Annotated in this window: 18 protein-coding genes and 1 pseudogene; 12 read left to right on the top strand and 7 right to left on the bottom strand. The window is 71.9% G+C overall.

The features are described 5' to 3' along the window. Positions 1–5: 5 nt before the first annotated feature. Complete coding sequence (locus ACWCXX_RS13410; protein ID WP_451126570.1) at positions 6–1,163, bottom strand: NAD(P)/FAD-dependent oxidoreductase; 1,158 nt, start codon at positions 1,161–1,163, stop codon at positions 6–8. A 215-nt stretch (positions 1,164–1,378) separates the two neighbouring features. Here ACWCXX_RS13410 and ACWCXX_RS13405 point away from each other — a divergent pair, with 215 nt between their 5' ends. Then, on the top strand, positions 1,379–2,059 hold the full coding sequence (locus ACWCXX_RS13405; RefSeq protein WP_451126568.1) for a DUF998 domain-containing protein: 681 nt from the start codon (positions 1,379–1,381) through the stop codon (positions 2,057–2,059). A 324-nt stretch (positions 2,060–2,383) separates the two neighbouring features. On the opposite strand, the gene ACWCXX_RS13400 is transcribed toward ACWCXX_RS13405, so the two are convergent. Further along, positions 2,384–5,674, bottom strand: coding sequence for a S41 family peptidase (locus ACWCXX_RS13400; protein WP_451126566.1), 3,291 nt, complete (start codon positions 5,672–5,674; stop codon positions 2,384–2,386). A 276-nt stretch (positions 5,675–5,950) separates the two neighbouring features. Here ACWCXX_RS13400 and ACWCXX_RS13395 point away from each other — a divergent pair, with 276 nt between their 5' ends. Both ACWCXX_RS13395 and ACWCXX_RS13390 read left to right on the top strand, forming a co-directional pair. Further along, entirely contained in the window at positions 5,951–6,523 is a 573-nt protein-coding gene (locus ACWCXX_RS13395) for a TetR/AcrR family transcriptional regulator (protein ID WP_451126564.1), read from the top strand. 137 nt (positions 6,524–6,660) lie between these two features. Further along, positions 6,661–8,925 (top strand): MMPL family transporter, encoded by a 2,265-nt coding sequence (locus tag ACWCXX_RS13390; RefSeq protein WP_451126562.1) that lies wholly within the window; start codon positions 6,661–6,663, stop codon positions 8,923–8,925. Between the two features lie 341 nt (positions 8,926–9,266). On the opposite strand, the gene ACWCXX_RS13385 is transcribed toward ACWCXX_RS13390, so the two are convergent. Next, positions 9,267–9,644, bottom strand: a complete 378-nt coding sequence (locus tag ACWCXX_RS13385) for an SsgA family sporulation/cell division regulator (protein WP_451126560.1) — start codon at positions 9,642–9,644, stop codon at positions 9,267–9,269. A 178-nt stretch (positions 9,645–9,822) separates the two neighbouring features. Between ACWCXX_RS13385 and ACWCXX_RS13380 the strand changes: the two genes are divergently transcribed. From ACWCXX_RS13380 to ACWCXX_RS13355, 6 genes are all read left to right on the top strand, one after another. After that, the gene (locus ACWCXX_RS13380; RefSeq protein WP_451126558.1) at positions 9,823–10,917 is read left to right on the top strand and encodes an energy-coupling factor ABC transporter permease; all 1,095 of its coding nucleotides are present in this window, start codon (positions 9,823–9,825) and stop codon (positions 10,915–10,917) included. A 136-nt stretch (positions 10,918–11,053) separates the two neighbouring features. After that, on the top strand, positions 11,054–11,815 hold the full coding sequence (gene cbiQ / locus ACWCXX_RS13375) for a cobalt ECF transporter T component CbiQ (RefSeq protein WP_451126556.1): 762 nt from the start codon (positions 11,054–11,056) through the stop codon (positions 11,813–11,815). Further along, complete coding sequence (locus tag ACWCXX_RS13370) at positions 11,812–12,582, top strand: energy-coupling factor ABC transporter ATP-binding protein (protein ID WP_451126554.1); 771 nt, start codon at positions 11,812–11,814, stop codon at positions 12,580–12,582. Before cbiQ ends, ACWCXX_RS13370 begins: the two co-directional genes overlap by 4 nt. Positions 12,583–12,716: 134 nt before the next feature. Continuing rightward, on the top strand, positions 12,717–13,880 hold the full coding sequence (locus tag ACWCXX_RS13365; RefSeq protein WP_451126816.1) for a serine hydrolase domain-containing protein: 1,164 nt from the start codon (positions 12,717–12,719) through the stop codon (positions 13,878–13,880). Beyond that, a complete protein-coding gene (locus ACWCXX_RS13360) occupies positions 13,877–14,695 on the top strand; it encodes an SDR family NAD(P)-dependent oxidoreductase (RefSeq protein ID WP_451126552.1) in 819 nt (272 codons plus the stop codon). Before ACWCXX_RS13365 ends, ACWCXX_RS13360 begins: the two co-directional genes overlap by 4 nt. A gap of 171 nt (positions 14,696–14,866) precedes the next feature. After that, positions 14,867–15,529, top strand: coding sequence for a hypothetical protein (locus ACWCXX_RS13355; RefSeq protein ID WP_451126550.1), 663 nt, complete (start codon positions 14,867–14,869; stop codon positions 15,527–15,529). Between the two features lie 48 nt (positions 15,530–15,577). Here the strand turns inward: ACWCXX_RS13355 and ACWCXX_RS13350 are convergent, their stop codons facing one another. The 3 genes and pseudogenes from ACWCXX_RS13350 to ACWCXX_RS13340 form a co-directional block, all read right to left on the bottom strand. Next, positions 15,578–16,078, bottom strand: a complete 501-nt coding sequence (locus ACWCXX_RS13350) for a YbaK/EbsC family protein (protein WP_451126548.1) — start codon at positions 16,076–16,078, stop codon at positions 15,578–15,580. 76 nt (positions 16,079–16,154) lie between these two features. Next, positions 16,155–17,786 (bottom strand): penicillin-binding transpeptidase domain-containing protein, encoded by a 1,632-nt coding sequence (locus ACWCXX_RS13345; protein WP_451126546.1) that lies wholly within the window; start codon positions 17,784–17,786, stop codon positions 16,155–16,157. Between the two features lie 168 nt (positions 17,787–17,954). Further along, positions 17,955–18,349: pseudogene (locus tag ACWCXX_RS13340) on the bottom strand (SMP-30/gluconolactonase/LRE family protein); the annotation flags it as partial. Between the two features lie 206 nt (positions 18,350–18,555). On the opposite strand from ACWCXX_RS13340, the gene ACWCXX_RS13335 reads away from it, so the two are divergent. Beyond that, positions 18,556–19,251 (top strand): hypothetical protein, encoded by a 696-nt coding sequence (locus tag ACWCXX_RS13335; RefSeq protein ID WP_451126544.1) that lies wholly within the window; start codon positions 18,556–18,558, stop codon positions 19,249–19,251. A gap of 128 nt (positions 19,252–19,379) precedes the next feature. Here the strand turns inward: ACWCXX_RS13335 and ACWCXX_RS13330 are convergent, their stop codons facing one another. After that, entirely contained in the window at positions 19,380–21,146 is a 1,767-nt protein-coding gene (locus ACWCXX_RS13330; RefSeq protein ID WP_451126542.1) for a dolichyl-phosphate-mannose--protein mannosyltransferase, read from the bottom strand. Positions 21,147–21,199: 53 nt separating this feature from the next. Between ACWCXX_RS13330 and rsmI the strand changes: the two genes are divergently transcribed. Beyond that, positions 21,200–22,096, top strand: coding sequence for a 16S rRNA (cytidine(1402)-2'-O)-methyltransferase (gene rsmI, locus ACWCXX_RS13325; protein ID WP_451126540.1), 897 nt, complete (start codon positions 21,200–21,202; stop codon positions 22,094–22,096). 160 nt (positions 22,097–22,256) lie between these two features. Then, positions 22,257–22,670: a hypothetical protein gene (locus tag ACWCXX_RS13320; RefSeq protein WP_451126538.1), complete on the top strand. Its 414-nt coding sequence runs from the start codon at positions 22,257–22,259 to the stop codon at positions 22,668–22,670. Positions 22,671–22,785 lie beyond the last annotated feature (115 nt).

Genomic DNA, 22,785 nt, shown 5'->3' with positions numbered 1-22,785 from the left:
GGCCCTCAGGCGGTTCGCCCGGCGGGGGCCGGTGCCTTGTCGTGCGCGGGGTGCGGGTTGTTCTTGCGTGCCTCGTTCGCCAACTGCTTGACGGTGGTCCTGCAGACGAACTCCTTGAGCTTCGCACCGGGGCCGCCCGCCAGGAGGAGCGGGATCGCGCGGTCGTTCTTCGAGGCGAACTGGAAGATCCCGGTGCGACGGCCCAGGCTGAGGCACTGGCCGGCGAAGAACAGCTTGAGCGGCGCGGGCCGTTCGCCCGCGATCCGGCTGAGCACCGTGCGGGCGGCGCGCGAGCCCAGCTGGCCCGCGGCCTGGCAGCTCATCCGGAACGGCATGTCCACCGGTGCCGCCGCGTCCCCGGCCGCGACGATCCGCGGGTCGTCCACGCTGGTCAGCGTCTCGTCCGTGAGCAGGCGGCCCACGGCGTCGGTGCTCAGCCCGCTGCGGGCGGCCAGGTCCGGTACGCCGAAGCCGGCGGCCCAGACGGTGACCCGGCTGGGGAGTTCGCGGCCGTCGTCGAGCCGCACGGCGTCGCCGGTCACGGCCGCGACCCGCGCACCGGGGCCCGCGACCACGGTCACGCCGAGTTCGGCGAGGGTGCGGGCGACCGAGCGGCGGCCCCGGGGGTGCAGGTACGGGCCGAGCTCCTCGCCGCAGACCAGGGTCACGGCGCGGCCCTCCTCCGCCAGTTCGGCGGCGGTCTCGATGCCGGTCGGGCCGGAGCCGACCACGGTCACCGGGGCCGTCGCGGGCGCGTCGGCGAGGACCGGCCGCAGCCGCCGCGCCTCCTCCAGGGTGGCGATCGGGTGGGCGAACTCCGCCGCGCCGGGCACGTCCGGTTCGGCGCTGCCGCTGCCCACCGCGTAGATCAGGTAGTCGTAGCCGACCGTGTCGCCGCCCGCCAGTTCCAGGCGGCGCCCGGCCGCGTCGATCGTCGCGACGCTGTCGACCACCAGCCGGATGTTCCCGGCCAGGACCTCCCCGTAGTCGACGACCGCGTCGTGGTTGCCGCCGGCCACCTGGTGCAGGCGGATGCGCTCGACGAAGTCGGGGCGCGGGTTGACCAGGGTCACGGTCACGTCGTCGTGGTGGGCCAGCCGGTTGGCGGCGGTGACGCCCGCGTAACCCCCGCCGATGACGACCACGCCGGTGTTCCTGTCCATGATGTCTCTCCGTCCGTTGCCCGGTTTCGGCTTTCGGCATCAAGACACCGGACGGCGGACCGCTGTGACAGGGGGTGAGCCAGATCACTGAGCTCCTGCGCCCCGGTCGAAGTGGGGCCTGCCCCACCCCGTTCCAGGGGGCTCGTCGGAGTGTCCGGGCCCAGCGCCGCATGATCGGCTGTCCGTACGGGATTCACCTGGCGGAAGGCGGACAAGTGAAGGTCAGGATCGGTTACTTGGCGTGGATCGTGGGGGTGGTGCAGTTCTTCGTGGTCCACGGGATCGCCGAGTCGGCCTGGGCGAAACCGGCGTACAGCTGGGCGCGGAACAACATCAGTGATCTGGGCAACGCGTACTGCGCGCTGCAGTCGGAGCCCGAACCGCGGTACATCTGCTCCCCCGAGCACGGCCTGATGAACTTCTCGTTCGTCACCCTGGGACTGCTGCTCGTCGTCGGTGTCGCCCTGACCGGTGGTGCCCTGTGGCGCAGGGGCGCGGCCGGTGTCGTGGCCCGGCTCCTGCTGGCCGGTGCCGGCACGGGATTCGTGCTGGCCGGGCTGGCTCCTGCCGACGTCAACGAGAACCAGCACGTCCTGGGCGCCCTTCTCATCATGGCGACGGGCAACATCGGTCTTGTCCTGGCGGGGTTCGGCCTCGCGGAACGGGTTCCGGCCCCCCTGCGGTGGGGCACCGGCCTGCTGGGAATCACGGCGATCGCGGCTCTGGGGCTGTTCCTCTCCCACCACTATCTCGGTCTCGGCATGGGAGGCATGGAGCGCGTCGCCGCATTTCCTCTTCTGCTCTGGGCCCTGGTCGTCGGCGTTCGTGGCCTCGTCCGTCACGCAGACCCCATGGGCGAACCGATGCCCGCAGGACGGCTCGGCCGCGCCGGTTGAGAGCTCCGGCCGGGCCGGAGCGAGGCGCCCGGCCCGCCGGGCGGCCGCCACCTCTTTTGGGCCCTGTCAAGCTCCTTGGCAGCAACGGGAATTACGTACGGGACGTACCACCGGGCGGCAGCATGATGGGCTTCGACTGGTCGCCGGGGCGGGTCATCCGCCCCTGCCGACGGGCTGTCCGGCCTGACACGGACGGCTCCGTCGCACCGGCCGCCGACCGGATGCGGAAGCGCCGGTCGGCGGGCGCCCGTCCAGTGGGGCCCGCCGGTGCGGGACCGGCGGGCCCGGGGCGGGCGGTACGGGTCCGCCCCGGGCCCGTACCGCTTACCGCGGCGGCAGGGGTGGGCGCCTGCGGTCCGGGACGTTGTCGTACGTCGGCGGGGCCGACGCCGGTTGCGCGGCCAGCAGGTCCAGGGCCAGCTGCACTGCGTCGTCGAGCACCGCGTACCGGCCCTCGGCCCAGTCGAGCGGGGTGCGCAGGGCCTCCAGGTCCGGTTCGACGCCGTGGTTCTCGACCGACCAGCCGTACGTGTCGAACCAGGCGGCGTTCATCGGCACCGTGATCACCGTGCCGTCGATCAGCCGGTGCCGGCCGGTCATGCCGACCACACCGCCCCAGGTCCGCTGGCCCACCACCGGGCCCAGCTTCAGCAGCCGGAACGCAGCGGTGATCATGTCGCCGTCGGAGGCCGTCGCCTCGTCGGCCAGGGCGACCACCGGGCCCCGGGGGGCGTTGGAGGCGTAACTGACGGGCTGGGCGTTGCGGGTCAGGTCCCAGCCCAGGATCGTGCGGGTGAGCTTCTCGACCACCAGCTCGCTGATGTTGCCACCCGCGTTGCCGCGCACGTCGACGATCAGGGCCGGGCGGGACACCTCCAGGCGGAGGTCCCGGTTGAACTGGGCCCAGCCGGAGCCGCCCATGTCCGGGATGTGCAGGTAGCCGCACTTGCCGCCGCTCAACTCCCGTACGACTTCACGGCGTTTGGCCACCCAGTCCTGGTAGCGCAGGGGGCGTTCGTCGACCAGCGGGACGACGGCGACGCGGCGGGACCGGCCCTCCTTCCCGACCGGGCGGAAGGTGAGCTCGACCGTGGTGCCGCCCGCCGCGGCCAGCAGCGGGTAGGGGCCCGCGACCGGGTCCACCGGGCGGCCGTCGACATGGGTGAGGACGGCGCCCTCCCGGATGCCCGTACCGGCCAGCGGGGAACGGGCCTTGGAGTCGGAGGAGTCGCCGGGCAGGATGCGGCGGATCGTCCAGTCGCCGTCCCGGCACACCAGGTTCGCGCCGAGCATGCCGATCGCCCGCTGGTAGTGCGGCGGGCCCTCGTTGCGGCGGGCCGGGGACACGTACGCGTGCGAGGTGCCCAGTTCGCCCAGGACCTCCCGCAGCAGATCGGCGAATTCGTCGGGGGAGGCGACCCGTTCGAGGAGCGGGCGGTACTGGTCGAGCACGGCGTCCCAGTCGATGCCGCACATGTCCGGTTCCCAGAAGTACGCGCGGATGATGCGACCGGCCTCCGCGTACGCCTGCCGCCACTCCGCCGCCGGATCGACCTCGTGCAGGATGCGGCGCAGATCGAGGTAGACCGTCGAGTCGCCGTCGGCGATCTCGGTGGCGGGCACGGCGCGCAGCTCGCCCTCGTCCATGACGACCAGCCGGGTGGCGTCGCCGCTGACCGCGAACGAGTCGAGGTGGGCGACGAGTTCGGTCCTGCGGGCCTTGGAGATGTTGAAGTGTTCGAGGGTGGGGCGGCCCGACATGTCCGCCGGGTTGGCGAACGTCTCGCCGAGCGCGCCCGAGATCGGCCAGCGCAGCCAGACCAGCCCGCCGCCGCTCACCGGGTGCAGGGCCGAGTACTTCGACGCGGAGACCGGGAACGGCGTCACCCGGTTCTCCAGGCCCTCGAACTCGACGGTGACCGTCGAGGGCCCCTCGCCCGTGAGGGCCTCCGGGACGTCGTCGACCGGGTCGAGACCGCCCGCCGCCGGGCGGCCCTCGGGGGACAGGGCGAACGGGGAGGGGGTCGCCGAGGAGAGCGGCACCAGGTAGGGGCGGCAGCCCAGCGGGAAGGACAGGTCGCCGGTGTGGACGTCGTAGACCGGGTCGAAACCGCGCCAGGAGAGGAAGGCGAGGTAGCGGCCGTCGCCCGTGAAGACGGGGTTCTCGTCCTCGAAGCGGCCGTTGGTGACGTCGACGATGACGGGGGCGCCGGTGCCCAGGATGCGGGCCAGTTTGATCTGGCGCAGCGAACGGCCGATCCCGGGGTGCGACCAGGTCAGCCAGGCACCGTCCGGGGAGAACGCCATGTCGCGGACCGGGCCGTTGATGGAGCGGATCAGCTCGGTGGGCTCGCCGGTGGTGGTCTCCTCGTCGGTCTCCAGGATCAGCAGCCGGCCGTCGTCGGTGGCGATCGCCAGGCGCTCGCCGTCCGGGTCGGCGACCATCTCCTCGACCCGGCCGAGCAGGCCGGAGGCCAGTCGGCGCGGTGCGCGGTCGCCGCTGGCGCGCGGCAGGTAGGCGATCTCGACGGCGTCCGCGCCGTCCGCGTCCGTGACGTAGGCGACCTGGTCGCCGCTGCCGAGCATCTCGGGCAGCCGGACCCGGACGCCCGGGGTGTCGGCGATGGTCCGGGCGGGGCCGTCGCGGTGGGTGAGCCAGTGCAGGCTGCCGCGTACGGCGACGGCGCTGGCCCGGCCCGTCTCGTCCACGGACAGCGAGTCGATGTTGCTGGCTGCCGGGATCTGGTACGTACGCCGTCCGGCGCGCGGCCCGCCGAGCCGGACCTCCAGTTTCCGGGGCACCGCGTCCGGCGAGGCCAGGTCGTCCACCAGCCACAGGTCGCCCGCGCACTGGTAGATCACCCGGTGCCCGTCGCTGGAGGCGTGCCGGGCGTAGAAGGCGTCGTGGTCGGTGTGGCGGCGCAGGTCGCCGCCGTCGGGGCGGCAGGAGTACAGGTTGCCGACGCCCTCGTGGTCGGAGAGGAACGCGATCCGGCCGGCGACGAACATGGGCGAGTCGAGGTGGCCGCCGATGTCCGGCAGCAGCCGTTTGCCGTGCAGCCACAGCCGGCCCGTCGCGCCGCCCCGGTACCGCTTCCAGGAGGCCGGTTCGTGCGGCGGGGTGCCGGTGAGCAGCAGGGTGCGGCGCTCGTCCTCGATGTCGGCGATCGCGATGTCGGAGACCGGGCCCCAGGGCAGTTTCCCGCCGGGGCTGCCGTCCGTGTGCAGGGTGTAGGCCCAGGAGACGTGCGAGAACGGCTGGTTGTGCGAGGACACGGCGAGGATCTGGGCGGCGTCCCCGGGGTCGGGGGTCCAGCCGCAGACCCGGGCGTCGGTGGACCCCCAGTAGGTGAGCCTGCGGGCCGGGCCGCCCTCGACCGGGGCGAGGTGGATCTCGGGGTCGAGGGTGCGCCAGGACGTGTACGCGATGCGGCTGCCGTCGGGGGAGAAGCGCGGATGGCCGATCCGGGTCCGGTCGGCGGTCACCCGCCACGCGCGGCCGGGGCGCTGCCCCTCCGGCGCGAGAGGGGCGACCCAGAGATCGTCCTCGGCCGCGAAGCAGAGCAGGTCCTCGTGGAGGTGCGGGAAACGGAGATACGCGACTTCGTCACTCACCCTCCCATGCTTTCCGCGCGGCAGGGCCCCGGCAACTCGTGGTGCGGGGCGCGCCGGGGCACGGGGGCGGGGCGCGAGGGCGCTGCGGGGCGGGTCGCCGTGGCACGGGTCGCTGTGGTGCGGAACACAAGCGAAACGATTTCGTTTCGCTGGAGGGGCGGGGTAACGTCGATGTGTACGAAACAGTTTCGTTCGGCGGACTCGCGTTCGAGTCGGTCGGCGAGGCTTGCGTGCGCACCGGGACACCCGCGTACGCACCGAGACGGGAGGCCGGCAATGGCGCGCACCAGGCTCACGCCCGAGCGTGAGAGCGAGCTGTACGAAGCCGTGCTCGACCTGCTCCGCGAGGTCGGCTACGACGCCCTGACCATGGACGCCATCGCCGCCCGCACCCGTTCCAGCAAGGCCACCCTCTACCGCCAGTGGGGGAGCAAGCCCGAGCTGGTCGTCAAGGCTCTGCGGCACAACAAGCCGGTGTCCCTCGCCGAGATCGACACCGGGTCGCTGCGCGGCGACTTCCACGCCGTGCTGAGCCGTACCGACGACTGCCAGATGGAGAAGGACTCCGCGCTGATGCGGGGTCTGAGCCATGCCGTCCACGAGAATCCCGATCTGCACGAGGCGCTGCGCGAGCTGCTGATCGAGCCAGAGATGACCGGCCTCGACCAACTGCTGCGCCGAGCCGTGGACCGGGGTGAACTGCGTCCGGACAACCCGGCGCTGAAATACGTACCGCACATGCTGATCGGCGCCTTCGCCGCCCGGCTGCTGGTCGAGGACCGCTCCGTCGACCGGGCATTCCTGACCGACTACATCGACTCCGTGGTTCTCCCCGCTCTCGGAATCTGAGGTACCGAGTCCCCGGACCGGCCCCGCGGTCCCCTCGTACGGCCCTCTCCCCGCTCCACCTGACACGCCGCTCTCGTCGTCGGGCTGGTTCCACACGCCCTTTTCCACCCACACGACCTGACCGGGAGTACGCCTCCGTGGCCACATTCCTCTACAAACTCGGACGGTTCGCCTTCCGGCGCCGCCGCTATGTCGCCCTGATCTGGGTGGCACTGCTGGCGCTCGCCGGATTCGGCGCGGCCTCCGCGTCCACCGCGACCTCCAGCTCCTTCTCGATACCGGGCACGGAGGCGCAGCGCGCCTTCGACCTGCTGGAACAGCGCTTCCCCGGAGCCAGCGCCGACGGCGCGACCGCCCGGGTCGTCTTCAAGGCCCCCGACGGCGGGAAGATGGCCGACCCGGCGAACAAGGCCGAGGTGAACAAGGTCGTCGCCGAGCTGAAGTCGGGCTCGGACCAGATCGCCTCGGTCACCGACCCGTACACCGCCGGTGCCGTCAGCAAGGACGGGTCCACGGCGTACGTCTCGGTGTCCTACAAGGTCACCTCGATGGAGCTGACCGACGCGACCCGTGAGTCCCTGGAGGACATGGGCCACGCGGCGCAGAAGAGCGGGCTGACCGTGGAGATCGGCGGCGACGCGCTCATGGTGATCCCCGAGACCGGGGCCACCGAGATCATCGGCGTCGCGGTCGCCGCGGTGGTGCTGGTCATCACCTTCGGCTCGCTGGTCGCGGCCGGGCTGCCGCTGCTCACCGCCCTGATCGGCGTCGGCGTCGGCGTCTCGACGATCACGGCGCTGGCGAACGTGCTCGACCTCGGCTCCACCACCTCCATCCTCGCGATGATGATCGGCCTCGCGGTCGGCATCGACTACGCGCTGTTCATCGTCTCCCGCTACCGCGCCGAGCTGGCCGAGGGCCGGGAGCGCGAGGAGGCGGCCGGGCGGGCCGTCGGCACCGCCGGGTCCGCGGTGGTCTTCGCCGGTCTCACCGTCGTCATCGCACTGGCCGGCCTCGCGGTCGTGAACATCCCGATGCTGACGAAGATGGGCTTCGCCGCGGCCGGCACGGTCGTGATCGCCGTCCTCATCGCGCTCACCCTGGTCCCGGCGATGATGGGCTTCGCGGGCAAGCGGGTCATGGGCCGCAAGGCGCGCAAGGCCGCCGAGGAATCGGCCGGGGCTTCGGCGGGGGCCGAGAAGGCGCCCGGGACCGAGGGCAAGCCGAACATGGGCACCCGCTGGGCGCGGTTCGTGCTGCGCAGGCCGGTCTGGGTGCTGCTGGTCGGCGTCATCGGCCTCGGCACGGTCGCCGTCCCGGCCGCGTCCCTGGAGATGGGCCTGCCCGACGAGGGCTCCCAGCCCACCAGCACCACCCAGCGGCGCGCCTACGACCTGCTCTCGGACGGCTTCGGCCCCGGCTTCAACGGCCCGCTGATGGTGGTCGTCGACACCGCGAAGAGCTCCGACGGCAAGGCCGCGGCCAAGCAGGTCTCCGACGAGATCTCCGGCATCAAGGGCGTCGTCGCCGTCACCCCGGCCCAGTTCAACAAGGCCGGCGACACCGCGATGATCACCGTCATCCCGAAGGACCGGCCCAGCTCCGTCGACACGGAGAACGTCGTCCACTCGATCCGTGACGCGGGCGAGGGCATCAAGTCCGACACCGGCGCGGAGGTCCTGGTCACCGGCTCCACGGCGATGAACATCGACTTCTCGCAGAAGATGAACGACGCGCTGCTGCCGTACCTGGCGCTCGTCGTCGGCCTCGCCTTCCTGCTCCTGATGCTGGTCTTCCGGTCGGTGCTGGTGCCGCTGAAGGCGGCCCTGGGCTTCCTGCTCTCGGTCGTCGCGGCCCTGGGCGCGGTCGTCGCGGTCTACCAGTGGGGCTGGCTCGGCTCGCTCTTCGGCGTGGAGCAGACCGGCCCGATCATGTCGATGATGCCGATCTTCATGGTGGGCGTGGTCTTCGGTCTCGCCATGGACTACGAGGTCTTCCTCGTGACCCGGATGCGCGAGGCGTACGTCCACGGCGAGAAGCCCGGCCAGGCGATCGTCACCGGCTTCCGGCACGGCGCCCGGGTGGTCACGGCCGCGGCCGTGATCATGATGGCGGTCTTCGCGGGCTTCATCGGCTCCAGCGAGCAGATGGTCAAGATGATCGGCTTCTCGCTCGCCATCGCCGTCTTCTTCGACGCGTTCGTGGTCCGGATGGCGATCGTGCCCGCTGTCCTGGCCCTGCTGGGCCACCGCGCCTGGTGGCTGCCGCGCTGGCTGGACCGGGCCCTGCCGAACGTGGACGTCGAGGGCGAGAAGCTGCGCGAGCAGCTCGGCGAGACGCCCGCCGAGGGGCACGGACACGGCGGCGACGCCGAGGGCGAGCGCGAGCTGGCCCGGGTCTGAGCCGGGACGGGGCGGGCCGGGCCTCTGTTCGGGGCCGGCCCGCACGGTCCGGAACTGGTTCGGGTCCGGGCCGCACGGTCCGGAGTCGATTCGGGTCCGGCCCGCACGTTCCGAGTTGTGAAAGAGATTCCGGGGCCGCGCCTGAGCGGAGCGCGGCCCCGGAAGCGCCGGTTGCCTGTGGGGACGGGGGCCGGGGCGACAGCGGAAGCCCCCGTGCGAAGCGGCACGGGGGCTTCCGCCATGGGGGTCTGCGGTCGGGGATCTCTGCGATCAGGGCCCGCGGTCGGGGGGCGTCAGGGGACGCCTGTATCGGGTGGGCGGGCTTGCACCATGCGGGTGGCTCACGCGGGCACGTCGTGCGACTGCCGCCCCCCGACGCCTTCGTCGTCGGCGTTTCCGTCGTGCGTGCGGTGCAGGAAACGGACCAGCGGCGCACTGTCGAACTGCACCACCTCCACACCCTTCTCCGAGTGGAGCTCCACGACCAGCTGCGTCCGCCCGCACGGCCACACCCGGACGCCGCCGTGCTCGGCGGGGGAGAGCAGGCCGCGTTCCAGCAGATCGCGGCCGAACGCCCAGTCGATGCCGCCGGGAAAGGCGACATGGACGGTGCAGGGGTCGTCGTCGGCGTCGTACAGCAGGTCGACCGGCACCGCCGGAAGGTCCGGGGTGTCGTTGACGAGCCAGGCTTCGGCCTGTTCATGGATCACGGGGGGCATGGCCAATTCCTCCTGCTGTTTTCTCCTTTGTCATCAAATGTCCCACATTTTGCGTCAGGGGTGCGGCGGCCAGTTGTGACGAAGGCGCTCTTGCGACAGCTTTGCAACAAGGACCTATCATTGAGCGGTTCACGACATGTCCGCAGCAACGCGGGGTCGCAGGAAGCGGAGCCTTGGCATGCATGTACCCGACGGATTCATCGACGCACCCGTCTCCGCCGTCACCGGAGTCGTCGCCGCGGGGGCCGTGGCGGTCGGTCTGCGGGGCGCCCGGCGGGAGCTGGGGGGCACCTCCCGTTCGAGCGCAGCCGAGAATGGGGGAGAGCGCACCGCACCGCTGGCCGGTCTCGTCGCCGCGTTCATCTTCGCCGTGCAGATGCTGAACTTCCCGGTCGCGGCGGGCACCAGCGGACACCTGCTGGGCGGGGCGCTCGCCGCGATCCTGGTCGGGCCGTACACCGGGGTGCTCTGCATCGCCGTCGTCCTGCTCATGCAGGGCGTCCTCTTCGCCGACGGCGGCCTCACCGCGCTCGGCGTGAACGTGCTCGTCATGGGTGTCGTCACCGTCGTCGTCGCGTACGCCCTCTTCCGCGGGCTGCTCGGCGTGCTGCCGCGCACCCGGCGCTCCGTGACCGTCGCGTCCTTCGTCGCCGCCCTGGTCTCCGTACCGGCCGCGGCCTGCGCCTTCACGCTGCTCTACTGGATCGGCGGCACCACCGACATCGCGATCGGCAAGGTCTTCACCGCGATGGTCGGGGTCCACGTCCTCATCGGCATCGGCGAGGCCGTGATCACCGCGCTGACCGTCGGCGCCGTCATCGCCGTACGCCCCGACCTGGTCCACGGCGCCCGCGGCCTCGCCGCCCCGCTCAAGCTCCGGGTCGACGGCGAACTGGTCGACGCCCCCGCCCCGCGACCCGCCGCCCCGGCCGCCGCCCGCTCCCACCGCGGGCTCTGGGCCACCGGCCTGGTCACCGCCCTCGTCCTGGCGGGCTTCGTCTCCTTCTACGCCTCCTCGAACCCCGACGGCCTGGAGAAGGTCGCCGCCGACCAGGGCATCGACGAGAAGACCGAGGAACACGCCGCCAAGGACTCCCCGCTCGCCGACTACGGCGTCAAGGACGTATCCAACGCCCGGCTCTCCGGCGGCCTCGCCGGGGTGATCGGGGTCGGCGCCACGGTCGTGGTCGGCAGCGGCGTCTTCTACGCCGTCCGCCGCCGCCGTACCCCGGACGCCCCCACCGACACCGCACGCGACCGCGAAACCGTCTGAACGGGCCCGGCCGCCGCGCGGGGAACCCGCGGGGCACGGAACGGAAGGCCGCCCGGCCCGCATACGACCGTGAGCACGACCACCGCCCCGCGGGGAACCCGCCGGGTACGAAGCACGAAACAGAAAGCCGTCTGACATGGGCGCAGGCCACGCACACAAGCTCCACCGGCACGGGCACTCGCCCGTCCACCGTCTGCCGCCGCACTGCAAACTCGTCGCCGCCTTCTGCTTCGTCGTGGTCGTCGTCTCCACGCCGCGCGAGGCGATGTGGGCGTTCGCGCTGTACGCCGTGCTGATCGGCGCCGTCGCCGCCCTGGCCCGCATCCCGGCGGGCTTCCTGCTCAAGCGCCTGCTCGTCGAGGTGCCGTTCGTCGCGTTCGCGCTGCTCATGCCGTTCGTGGTGCCCGGCGAACAGACCCACGTACTCGGCCTCTCCGTCAGCGTCCCCGGCCTCTGGGGCGCCTGGAACGTCCTGGCCAAGGGCACCCTCGGCGTCGCCGCCTCCGTGCTCCTGGCCGCCACCACCGAACTGCGCGCGCTGCTGCTCGGCCTCCAGCGACTCAGGCTGCCCCCGCTGCTCGTCCAGATCGCCTCCTTCATGATCCGGTACGGCGACGTGATCACCGACGAGATGCGCCGGATGTCGATCGCCCGCCGCTCCCGGGGCTTCGAGGCCCGCGGCGTACGGCAGTGGGGCGTCCTGGCCAAAACGGCGGGCGCCCTGTTCATCCGGTCCTACGAACGCGGCGAACGCGTCCACCTCGCGATGGTCAGCCGCGGCTACACCGGCTCCATGCCGGTCATCGACGAGGTGACGGCCTCCCGGACCCAGTGGGCGCACGCCGCCGCACTCCCCGTTCTCGCCCTCGCCATCCGTCTGCTGGGATGGACCGTATGAGCACCCCCACCGCCCCCGCCCCGTCCCTGGAGGTCAGCGGCCTCGCGTACGCCTACCCCGACGGCCACCAGGCCCTCTTCGGGGTGGACCTCACGGTCGCCCGGGGCGAACGCGTCGCCCTGCTCGGCCCGAACGGCGCCGGCAAGACCACCCTCGTCCTCCACCTCAACGGCATCCTCGACGCCGGGGCGGGCACCGTCCGCGTCGCCGGCCTCCCCGTCGAGAAGCGCAACCTCGCCGAGATCCGCCGCCGCGTCGGCATCGTCTTCCAGGACCCCGACGACCAGCTCTTCATGCCCACCGTCCGCGAGGACGTCGCCTTCGGCCCCGCCGCCTCCGGGCTGCGCGGCGCCGAACTGGAGGAACGCGTCACCGAGGCCCTGAAGCGGGTCGGAATGGAGGGATACGCGGACCGGCCGCCGCACCACCTCTCCTTCGGCCAGCGCCGCCGCGTCGCCGTCGCCACCGTCCTCGCCATGCGGCCGGAGATCCTCGTCCTCGACGAGCCGTCCTCCAACCTCGACCCGGCCTCCCGGCGCGAACTCGCCGACATCCTGCGCTCCTTGGACGTCACCGTGCTCATGGTCACGCACGACCTGCCGTACGCCCTGGAGCTCTGCCCGCGCTCGGTGATCCTCAGCGAGGGCGTCATCGCCGCCGACGACCGCACCCAGGACCTGCTCTGCGACGAGGAGCTGATGCGTGCCCACCGCCTGGAACTGCCCTTCGGCTTCGACCCGCGCTCAGTGACGGTGGACGTTCCGTGAGCACGGACTTTCCGTGACCGTGAGCGTTTCCCGGCCGTGAACGTTCCGCGGGCGTGAACAACGGGTGACCCGGCCCCCGTTCCACCCGCACGGGGATGCACCATGGGGGGATGAGCGGGAGCGTGGGAGCAGATGTGGACGTACGCGGCACGGTGACGGCCGGATTCGAACCGGTCCGGGACGCGTTCGTCCGCAACTTCGAGCAGCGCGGCGAACGCGGCGCGGCCGTCGCCGTCTACCGGGACGGGCACAAGGTCGTCGACCTGTGGGCCGGCACGAGGGACGTGGACGGCGCCGAACCGTGGGCCGTCGACACCGTGCAGATCGTCCGCTCGGCGGGCAAGGGCATCGCCGCCGCCGTACCGCTGCTGCTGCACCAGCGCGGCCAGGTCGACCTCGACGCCCCCGTCGGCACGTACTGGCCGGAGTTCAAGGCGGCCGGCAAGGAACGCGTCCTCGTCCGGCACCTCCTGTCCCACCGGGCCGGGCTCCCCGCCCTCGACTGCCCGCTGACCCCCTCCGAGGCGGCCGACGGGAACTCCGGACCGCAGGCCGTCGCCGCCCAGCGCCCCCAGTGGGAACCCGGCACCGACCACGGCTACCACGCCCAGACCTACAGCTGGCTCGTCGGCGAACTGGTGCGCCGGGTCACCGGCCGCACCATCGGCCGCTGGATCGCCGAGGAGATCGCCCGCCCCCTCGGCCTGGACTTCTGGTTCGGCCTCCCGGCGGACGAGACGCACCGGGTGGGCCGGATCGGGCCCGTGGAACCGCCCGCCGGAGCGGGCAACGGCGGCTCCCTGCGGCTGCGCCCCAAGCGCTCCGTCACCGAGGCGTACCGCGACCCGCAGTCCCTCACCCGCCGCGCCTTCGGCGCCATCGACCCGCTCCCCGACGAGAACGACCCCGGCTACCGGGCGGCCGAACTCCCCGCCTCCAACGGCATCTCCACCGCCCGCGCCCTGGCCCGCTGCTACGCCGCGATGATCGGCCCGGTCGACGGCCACCGGCTGTTCGCCCCCGCCACCCTCACCCTGGCCCGCACCGAGGAGTCGGCGGGGCCGGACCGGGTCCTGGTCGTCAACACCCGCTTCGGCCTCGGCTACATGCTCCACGGCCCGGCGGCCCCGCTGCTGGCCCCCGGCTCCTTCGGCCACCCCGGCCGGGGCGGCTCCCTCGGCTTCGCCGACCCCGAATCCGGCATCGCACTGGGCTACGTGACGAACGGTCTGCAGAAAGGAGTCACCGCCGACCCCCGTGCCCAGGCCCTGGTCAGGGCAGTACGGTCGGCGCTATGACTCCTCCTCACGCTGCGGCTCCTTCGCACCCCGCCGGTTCACGGTTCGACGGACACAGCGCACTCATCACCGGAGCGGGCCGGGGCATCGGCGCCGCCACCGCCCGCCGACTGGCCGCCGAGGGCGCGCGGGTCCTGGTCACCGACCTGGACGGCGACCGCGCCGCCCGCACCGCCGAGGCGATACGCGAGACGGGCGGCACCGCCGAGGCACTGCCCTGCGACGTCGGCGACCGGGCGGCGGTCGAGGCCGCGGTCGCCCACGCCGTCGCCGTCTTCGGCCGCCTCGACGTGCTGGTGAACAACGCGTACGCCTGCTCCTCGGACGTCCCGCTCTTCGAGGACGAGCCGGACGAGGCGTGGGAACGCGATCTGGACATCTCGCTCTCCGGCCCGTACCGCTGCTGCCGCGCCGCGCTCCCGCACCTGATCGCCTCCGGCCGGGGCGCGATCGTCAACATCGGTTCGGTCAACGGCGAACAGGACTTCGGCAACCACGGCTACAGCGCGGCCAAGGCGGGCCTGGCCAGCCTGACCCGCACCCTCGCCGGTCACGCCGGACCGCGCGGCGTACGCGTCAACCTGATCGCCCCCGGCACGGTCCGCACGGACGCCTGGGCGGGCCAGGACGCGGCACTGGCCCGAGCCAGCCGCATCTACCCGCTCGGCCGGGTCGGCGAACCGGAGGACATCGCCTCCGCCGTCGCCTTCCTCGCCTCCCGCGACGCGGCCTGGATCACGGGGACCACGCTGCGGGTGGACGGCGGACTGACGGCCACGAACTACGGCTTCCAGCAGGCGATTTCGGGAGAGTAGGCGCGGCCCGCCCCCGCACCGCGCAGGGCCGGGACGGCACACCCGTTCCGGCCCCTTCGCGGCCCGGAGCGGAACGGCAGTTTCGTGCAGCGATGGCCGGGCGCGGTTGTCCCGGCCTTGTCAAGAGGGAAGGATTCGTGCCGAGGACCGACGGGGGAAGGATTCATCCGCATGGCACGGAAAGTGATCGGGAGGGCGGTCGCGGTGGCCGCGGTGCTCGCCCTGGGGGTGTTCGGCTACCTGACCCTCTTCGACGAAGAGGAGAAGCCGTTCGTCACCTACAGCTATCTGACCATGTGCGACGAGCCCCGGGAGTTCTCCCAGGCGCCGCCGCGCTCCGACAAGGGCCCCCGCCCCGTGGTCATCGACAGCTACTGGCCCGAGGCGGACTCCGGCCCGAACGGGCCCACCGCCGCGGACCTCCGGGTCTGGTACCCCACGAAGCCGGAAACGGTGCAGCTCGTCGCCTGCGTCGAACGCACCGGCCGGGGCGAGCTCGTCAAGCGCTGTGTCTACCAGACCATGCCCGACGTCCTCGGCGGGACCGGCGGCGAGACCAGGCAGCACCCGTTCTCCCTCTACCTCTACAAGGGCATCTACAAGGCGACCGTGTACGAGGCCGCGACCGGCAAGCGGCTGGGCAGCAAGGAGATCCGCGGGGAGCGCTTCCGGTCGGACGACCCGAACGGATCGGCGGCCGACCCGTGCCCGCCGCGCACCGTCGCCCCGCCGCCGGGCGAGGACGACAAGAAGGAGGGGGAGCCGACGGTCGCCGATCTCCACGAATTCCTGGACCCGTACGTGCTCGACCGACCCGGGGCGACTACTTTGTGACGGCCCGCCGGATGATCCGACGGGCCGTCATGAAACCTTCTGCTGACGTCACTTCGACTGTTCGCGCACGTCCACCACGGTTCCTCCGGCGTGTGCGATCAATGTCTTCGGGTCGAGTGGGAAGACCGTGTGCGGGGTGCCCGCCGCCGCCCACACCACGGCGTGCTCCAGCAGCCCGCGGTCGGCCAGCACCCGGGTCCTCGTACGGTGACCGAAGGGCGGCACGCCCCCGATCGCGTAACCGGTCGTCTCCCGGACCAGGTCGGCACCGGCCCGCCCGACCTTCCCGGCACCCAGCTCCGCGCGCACGCGCTCCACGTCGACGCGCGAGGAGCCGTCCATCAGGACCAGCACCGGCACGCCGTCGGCCTCGAAGATCAACGACTTGACGATCTCGCTGAGTCCGCAGCCGATCGCGGCGGCGGCCTCGGCGGCGGTCCGGGTGGCCTCCGGGAACTTGCGGACCTCGACGTCGAGACCCAGCTCCTGCAGGGCCTCGGCGAATCGGGGGTGGGCTTCGGCGGTGGTGGTGGTGTCGGGAGTGCTCATGCCCCGCACGCTAGCGAACGCGGTACGGGGCGCGCGACGGAGTTGGCGGGACACGCGACGGAGCCCAGGACCCGGTTCAAGGACCGGCGCGCAGGACCGCCGCCACCACCGGGCCCGCCGCGTCGCCGCCGTGGCCACCGGCCTGGACGACCGCTGCGGCGGCCAGGTCGTTGCTGAAGCCGGTGAACCAGCTGTTGGACGTCGCCTGGTCGTCCACCTCCGCCGAGCCCGTCTTGGCGCCCTTGTCACCGCCGACCGAGGCCATCGCCGCCTTGCCGGTGCCCCAGGCCGCGGTCTGGCGCATCATCTCGGTGAGCTGCCGGGAGACGTTCGGGGACAGCGACCTGGCGGCGGTGGCGATCGGCCGGCCGTCGAGGTCCCGGTCCACGAGGATCGGCTGGCGGAAGGTGCCGGTCCTCGCGGTGGCGGTGATGGACGCCACGTTGAGGGCGTTCATCTGGACCGTGCCCTGGCCGATGTACTGGGCCGCCGCCTCGCCGCCGGTCGCCTCGGGAACGCTGCCGTCGAAGGACACCACGCCGGTCTGCCAGTCCAGGCCGATGCCGAAGACCTCACGGGCCTCCTTGGCGAGCGCGGCGTCGTCCTTCGTGTCGTCGATCAGCTTGATGAAGGCCGTGTTGCAGGACCGGGCGAAGCTGGTCGTCAGGGTGCCCCGCGGGATGTCGAAGCCGTCCAGGTTGTGGAAGGTGCGGCCCTGGTACATGGCGGTCTTCGGGCATTCGATCGGCTGGTCCGCCGAGGCGAGGCCCTTCTCGATCAGCATCGCCGCGGTCACGATCTTCAGCGTCGAGCCGGGCGCCTGCTTGCCCTGCATCGCCGCGTTGAAGCCGGCGGCCGGGCTGTTGGCGATCGCCCGGATCGCGCCCGTGGACGGCCGGACCGCGACCACCGACGCCTGGCCGAACCTCTTCACGGCCGCCTCGGCCGCCGCCTGGATCCCGGCGTCCAGAGTGGTCACCAGCTTCCCCGGCCTGCCCCTGGTGAGCGTCAGCAGGGTCTTGTCCGGAGTCTTCTCGTCCGGGCTCTCGATCCAGGTCTCGACGCCCGCGGTGCCCCCGGCCTTCTCGCCGTACTTCTCGCGCAGCGCGTCCAGGACCGGCCCCAGCGAGGGGTACTTCTCCTTGGTGAGCGCCCGGCCGTTGTGGTCGACCGCCTCGATCGACGGGGCCGTCGCCTCGCCCGTCTTCAGCGACGCGCCGTCCGTCAGGTCCGGGTGGATCACGGTGGGGGACCAGTCCACCAGCGGCCTGCCGGTGGTCAGGCCGCGTACCACGGTCAGTTCGGAGGAGTACGACCAGGGCTTGGACTTCCCCTTGAAGGACACGGTCGCCCTCACCGTGTACGGCACCTTCGAGCCGACCGCCGGGCCCGGCGTGATCACCGCCTCGGTGACATGGGCGCTCTCGCGGTAACCGGCGAGGGCCGGTCCGGCCTCGCCCGCGTTGTTGGTCAGCTGGGACGCGGCGGCCGAGTCGCCGCTCGCCCACGCCTTCAGGAACTTCTTCGACGCCTCGCCGATCTCCTCCTCGGTGACCGGCCCCGACTTCACCTCGGCGGCCGTGGAACGGTTGTCCGTACCGCCCCCGCCGCCCAGGTCGTCCAGGACGTTGTACGCCCCGTACCCCACCCCGCCGACCACGACCGCGAACATTCCGCCCACCATGGCGACCTTCGCTCCACTGCGCATCCTGCAGTCCCCCTCCCCAGGAGCCCCCTTGAACGTGTTCAAGGGGATGCTGGTCGGCACCCTACGGGAGGGGAGGGGCGGTCGAGTCGGTTGTTATGGGAACGGGATACGCGGTACGTGCCCCCTGAACGCGGAGGCGGACGGTCCGCCCCGTGCCCGGCCGGGAGGTCACCGGGGTGCCGGGTTCAGCCAGGGCTGTCGTCCCGGTCCGGTCGGGTGGGTGCCGGTGACGCCCATGACCACCGAGTAGAGGCTGGTCCCGGCGGTGATGAGGAGGCGGTTGCGCTCGGCGCCGCCCAGGAGATGTTGGCGACCGTCTCGGGGACGTTCAGGCGGCCGATCAGGGTGCCGTCGGGGTCGTAGCAGTGCACGCCGTCGTCCATCGCGGCGACCAGGAGCCGGCCGCCGTCGTCGAAGCGGAGGTTGTCGGAGCGGGCCTTCTGCCGGGCCGCCGCCTCGGCGAAGACCTCGCCGCCCGACAGCGTGCCGTCGTCCCGCACGTCGAAGACGCGGACGAACCCGGCCCGGGTGTCGGAGACGAACAGCTGCCGCTCGTCCGCCGATCCGGACTGATCCGGCTTGCCGCTGCTTGAGGCCGTGCAGGCCGACTGCTCCTCTGCTGCGTGGCTGCGCCGACAAAAAACAAGGGCCCCTTGGCCAGAAGCGCCAACGGACCCTTGATGATCATGAACCCACCAGCTTGCATGCAGAGGCCGGGTAGGTCTTCGTGGGGCAGTCTACGATGCCCTGCACCATGAGACAACTCCCCATGGAGAAGGTTCTCCAACAGCGATTGGCGCCGGCCCGGCTGCAGCCCTATACCGCTGCGGCCGGCTCGACCCGTGCGGGTATCCGCCTCTATCAGTGGAACGTCGAGGCCTCCGGTGCCCTGTACGAAGCGTTGCACGTTGTCGAAGTCGTGCTGCGCAACGCTCTGCATGAGCAACTGTCCCAGCTGTACTTGAAGCGCCACGGTGCCGGCAGCTGGCTCGACAACCCGTTCCCCGAACTGACGGACCGGGCCAGGAAGGACATCGCCCAGGCGCGAAGTCGCTCCCAGGAGGAGATAGCGCGCAAACAGTCTCCACCGATCAGAGGGGCCGCGATCCAGAGGATCACCCCGCTGGAGGGGGACATCGTGGCTCAACTCGGTTTCGGCTTCTGGAGGTACCTGCTGGCCTCGCGTTATACCCACACGCTTTGGCACGACGCTCTCCGACACGCTTTCCCGCATCTCACACCACAGGCCCTCGCGCACGTCGAGGGGCCGGTCAAACGCCTTCACCTGCTACGCAACCGCGTAGCTCACCTGGAGCCCGTGTTCAGCAACAACATCGCGCTGAACATGCAGGACATGACCACTCTGCTCGGCTACCTGTGCCCTCGGACCCAAGCCTGGTTCGGTGGTACCAGGGTCCCGCGACTGAAGGCAGCCATTGCGGCGCGGCCGAAACCGGGTCCGTGAAGGCCCCCCGGGCGTGCAGGCGGGACCGACTCGCAAGTGGTCGGGCCGGCCGAAGGCGGCCGATGAGCACCGACAACCACCGAGGGGCCGCAGTCGTCGACCGCGGCCCCTCGGCTTGTTCCGCCCGGCTAGATCCAGGTGTCCAGCCACATCCGGTCGCGCCACGAACCGTTCGGGATCGGCTCGCCCGTGTAGATCGGCCAGAAGTAGATGAAGTTCCAGATGATCAGCAGGACCAGGACGCCCGCCCCGATCGCACCCAGCGTCCTTCGGCGTTCCGTCGCCGGGTCGTCGCCCATCGGCACGGTTTCCGGGCCGGACGCCGTTCTCGCCCCCGGCCCCAGCATCGCGCCGATCATCATCGTCACCGCCAGGCACAGGAACGGCACGAACACGACCGCGTAGAACAGGAAGATCGTCCGCTCCTGGTAGAGGAACCAGGGCAGCCAGCCCGCCGCCACGCCGCAGGCGATCGCGCCCGCCCGCCAGTCGCGGCGGAAGAACCACCGCCACAGCACGTACACCAGGGCGAAGCACGCCGCCCACCACAGCAGCGGCGTCCCGATGGCCAGCACCTCGCGGGCACACTTGCCGCCCTCCGACGTCGGGCAGCCCGGCTGCTCCTCCCAGAAGTACGAGACGGGCCGGCCCAGCACGATCCAGCTCCAGGGATTGGACTGGTAGGTGTGGCCGGACGTCAGGTTCACGTGGAATTCGTAGACCTGGTACTCGTAGTGCCACAGGCTGCGCAGCCAGTCCGGCAGCCAGGTCCAGTTGCCGCCCCGGCCGTCGGTCTGCGCCCAGTTGCGGTAGTAGCCCTTGCCGGTGACGATCCAGCCGGTCCAGGAGACGACGTACGTCAGGATCGCGACCGGCACCGTCGAGACGAAGGCCGGCACCAGGTCCCGCTTCAGCACCGCCGTGTACGGCCGCACCGCGCCCGCGGTCCGGCGCGCGCCCGCGTCCCACAGCACCGCCATCAGACCGAAGGCGGCCAGGACGTACAGGCCGTTCCACTTGGTGGCGAAGGCCAGCCCGAGCATCAGCCCGGCGACGAGCCGCCACGGGCGCAGCCCGAGCCGCAGCCCCTCCGCGACCTCGGCGTCCGGGCGCAGCACCCCCTCCTCGTCGACCGGCAGCGCGGCGGCCAGCCGGCGCCGCGCCCAGTCCCGGTCGATCAGCAGCGCACCGAACGCCGCCAGCACGAAGAACATCAGCACCAGGTCGAGCAGCGCGGTGCGGCTCATCACGAAGTGCAGGCCGTCCACGGCGAGCAGCGTGCCCGCCAGGCAGCCCAGGAACGTCGAGCGGAACAGCCGACGGCCGATCCGGCACAGCATCAGCACCGACAGCGTGCCGAGCACCGCCACCATGAACCGCCAGCCGAACGGTGTGAAACCGAAGAGCTGCTCCCCGAACCCGATGATCCACTTGCCGACCGGCGGATGCACCACATAACCCGGATCGACCGGGATCTCCACCTTCGAGGGATCGGTCAGGATCAGCTTGTCGACGTCCTTGGGCCAGTCGCCCTCGTACCCCTGGTTGATCAGCGCCCAGGAGTCCTTCGCGTAGTACGTCTCGTCGAATATCAGCGCGTGCGGACTGCCCAGGTTCCAGAACCGCAGCACCCCGGCGACCAGCGCCACCAGCAGCGGCCCGCCCCAGGCCGACCACCGCACCAGGCGCTCGGCCGTCGGCGGGGAGACGCCGAGCACCGCCCACAGCTGGGCGCCGGGCCGGGTGTACGGCGGAACAAGCCGTTCGCGCAGCCCGGTACCGGACCGGGGCGAATGGCCGAAGCGGCGCAGCCGCCGCTGCCAGGATGCAGATTCTTCGCCGTGCGGTTCCCCGGCGTCTTGGCCCTGTCGGGCTTCGGGCGCAGTACTCGTCACCGCGCCATCGTAGGGAACGCGTCTGTGCGAGTGCCGGAGCCCGTGCTGGGAGGATGACTCCTGTGACTGGAACGACTGGAACGCTGGTACTGGCAGGAACCCCCATCGGCGACGTGGCGGACGCCCCGCCGCGGCTCGCCGCCGAGCTGGAGACGGCGGACGTCGTCGCGGCCGAGGACACCCGTCGGCTGCGCCGCCTCACCCAGGCGCTCGGTGTCCACACCACGGGCCGGGTCGTCTCCTACTTCGAGGGCAACGAGGCGGCCCGGACGCCGGAACTCGTCGAGGCGCTGACCGGCGGGGCCAGGGTCCTGCTGGTCACGGACGCGGGGATGCCGTCCGTCTCCGACCCCGGCTACCGGCTGGTGGCCGCCGCGGTGGAGAAGGACATCAGGGTCACCGCGGTTCCCGGACCGTCCGCCGTGCTCACCGCGCTCGCCCTCTCCGCACTGCCCGTCGACCGTTTCTGCTTCGAGGGCTTCCTGCCCCGCAAGGCGGGCGAGCGGCTCGGCAGGCTGCGCGAGGTCGCCGCGGAACGCCGCACGATGGTCTTCTTCGAGTCCCCGCACCGGATCGGCGACACCCTCGCCGCGATGGCCGAAATTCTCGGTGCCGACCGGCGGGCGGCCGTGTGCCGGGAGCTCACCAAGACGTACGAGGAGGTGAAGCGCGGCCCGCTGGGAGAACTGGCGGACTGGGCGGCCGAAGGGGTGCGCGGCGAGATCACCGTCGTCGTCGAGGGCGCGGCCGACACCGGCCCCGAGGAGCTGGACGCGGCGGAGCTGGTGCGCAGGGTGCGGGTGCGCGAGGAGGCGGGGGAGCGGCGCAAGGAGGCCATCGCCGCCGTCGCCGCCGAGGCCGGGCTGCCCAAGCGCGACGTGTTCGACGCGGTCGTCGCGGCAAAGAACGCGGCTCGAACCGGCCCGGAAGAGGGCAAAGGACTATCGTGAAAAGCAAAGAGCGAGCCGCGTGCGGGCCCTTTCTGCCACGAGAAGACCAAAACCGCTCCAACACTCGACAGGGTCCGATGCGCCCCCGCCGGTAAAGGCGTCCACTGGGTCAGGGACGCATTCTCCGGAGTGCTTTGTCCGGCGGACAAAGGAGCAGGGCATGAGCGAGACCGCAGCGACCACCGTGCACGAGGCGTACGCCTTCGCCTGTATGAGGTGCGGGTACGGCTGGGAGCAGGCCTATGAAATAGAGCACCACATCGACGGTTCCAACAACGACTTCGTCATCTACAAGGCGGACGGGGAGCGGGTGCCCTCGCCCCTCTCCAGGCCCACCTGCATGAACTGCGGCGGCCACGTGGTCCGGATCATGCGGGCGGGCCGGGTCTCGACCGTCCAGCAGCTGCTCCACAACCCCCAGCCGTCCCGGCCGGCGACACCGCCCGCGCCCGCGGCCACGAGCGGACAGAACGAAGCCGACGTCCGCCAGGACTCGGCCGCCACCGCCGTGCCCTCCGGCACGGGGCACCACTGGCACCTGTCCAACCTGCTGCACCCCTTCCACCGCAAGTAACGGCCCACGGGCCCACGGGTCCGGCGCGGGGCAGCCCAGGGGCCCCGGCGCGGGCCCGTTCCCCGGCACGGGGTGGTGAGGGCGCCGGTGCGGGCTCGGGCCGCGGCGCGGTCCT

The sequence above is a fragment of the Streptomyces sp. NPDC001732 genome (assembly GCF_053596315.1).
This window is presented reverse-complemented; position numbering and strand designations above follow the sequence as displayed.

Coding starts and splice junctions, on each gene's coding strand:
- ACWCXX_RS13410 (WP_451126570.1), bottom strand. CDS start 1,163: ATGGACAGGAACACCGGCGTGGTCGTCATCGGCGGGGGTTACGCGGGC.
- ACWCXX_RS13395 (WP_451126564.1), top strand. CDS start 5,951: ATGGCGCGCACCAGGCTCACGCCCGAGCGTGAGAGCGAGCTGTACGAA.
- ACWCXX_RS13385 (WP_451126560.1), bottom strand. CDS start 9,644: ATGCCCCCCGTGATCCATGAACAGGCCGAAGCCTGGCTCGTCAACGAC.
- ACWCXX_RS13380 (WP_451126558.1), top strand. CDS start 9,823: ATGCATGTACCCGACGGATTCATCGACGCACCCGTCTCCGCCGTCACC.
- cbiQ (WP_451126556.1), top strand. CDS start 11,054: ATGGGCGCAGGCCACGCACACAAGCTCCACCGGCACGGGCACTCGCCC.
- ACWCXX_RS13370 (WP_451126554.1), top strand. CDS start 11,812: ATGAGCACCCCCACCGCCCCCGCCCCGTCCCTGGAGGTCAGCGGCCTC.
- ACWCXX_RS13360 (WP_451126552.1), top strand. CDS start 13,877: ATGACTCCTCCTCACGCTGCGGCTCCTTCGCACCCCGCCGGTTCACGG.
- ACWCXX_RS13355 (WP_451126550.1), top strand. CDS start 14,867: ATGGCACGGAAAGTGATCGGGAGGGCGGTCGCGGTGGCCGCGGTGCTC.
- ACWCXX_RS13350 (WP_451126548.1), bottom strand. CDS start 16,078: ATGAGCACTCCCGACACCACCACCACCGCCGAAGCCCACCCCCGATTC.
- ACWCXX_RS13345 (WP_451126546.1), bottom strand. CDS start 17,786: ATGCGCAGTGGAGCGAAGGTCGCCATGGTGGGCGGAATGTTCGCGGTC.
- ACWCXX_RS13335 (WP_451126544.1), top strand. CDS start 18,556: ATGGAGAAGGTTCTCCAACAGCGATTGGCGCCGGCCCGGCTGCAGCCC.
- rsmI (WP_451126540.1), top strand. CDS start 21,200: ATGACTCCTGTGACTGGAACGACTGGAACGCTGGTACTGGCAGGAACC.
- ACWCXX_RS13320 (WP_451126538.1), top strand. CDS start 22,257: ATGAGCGAGACCGCAGCGACCACCGTGCACGAGGCGTACGCCTTCGCC.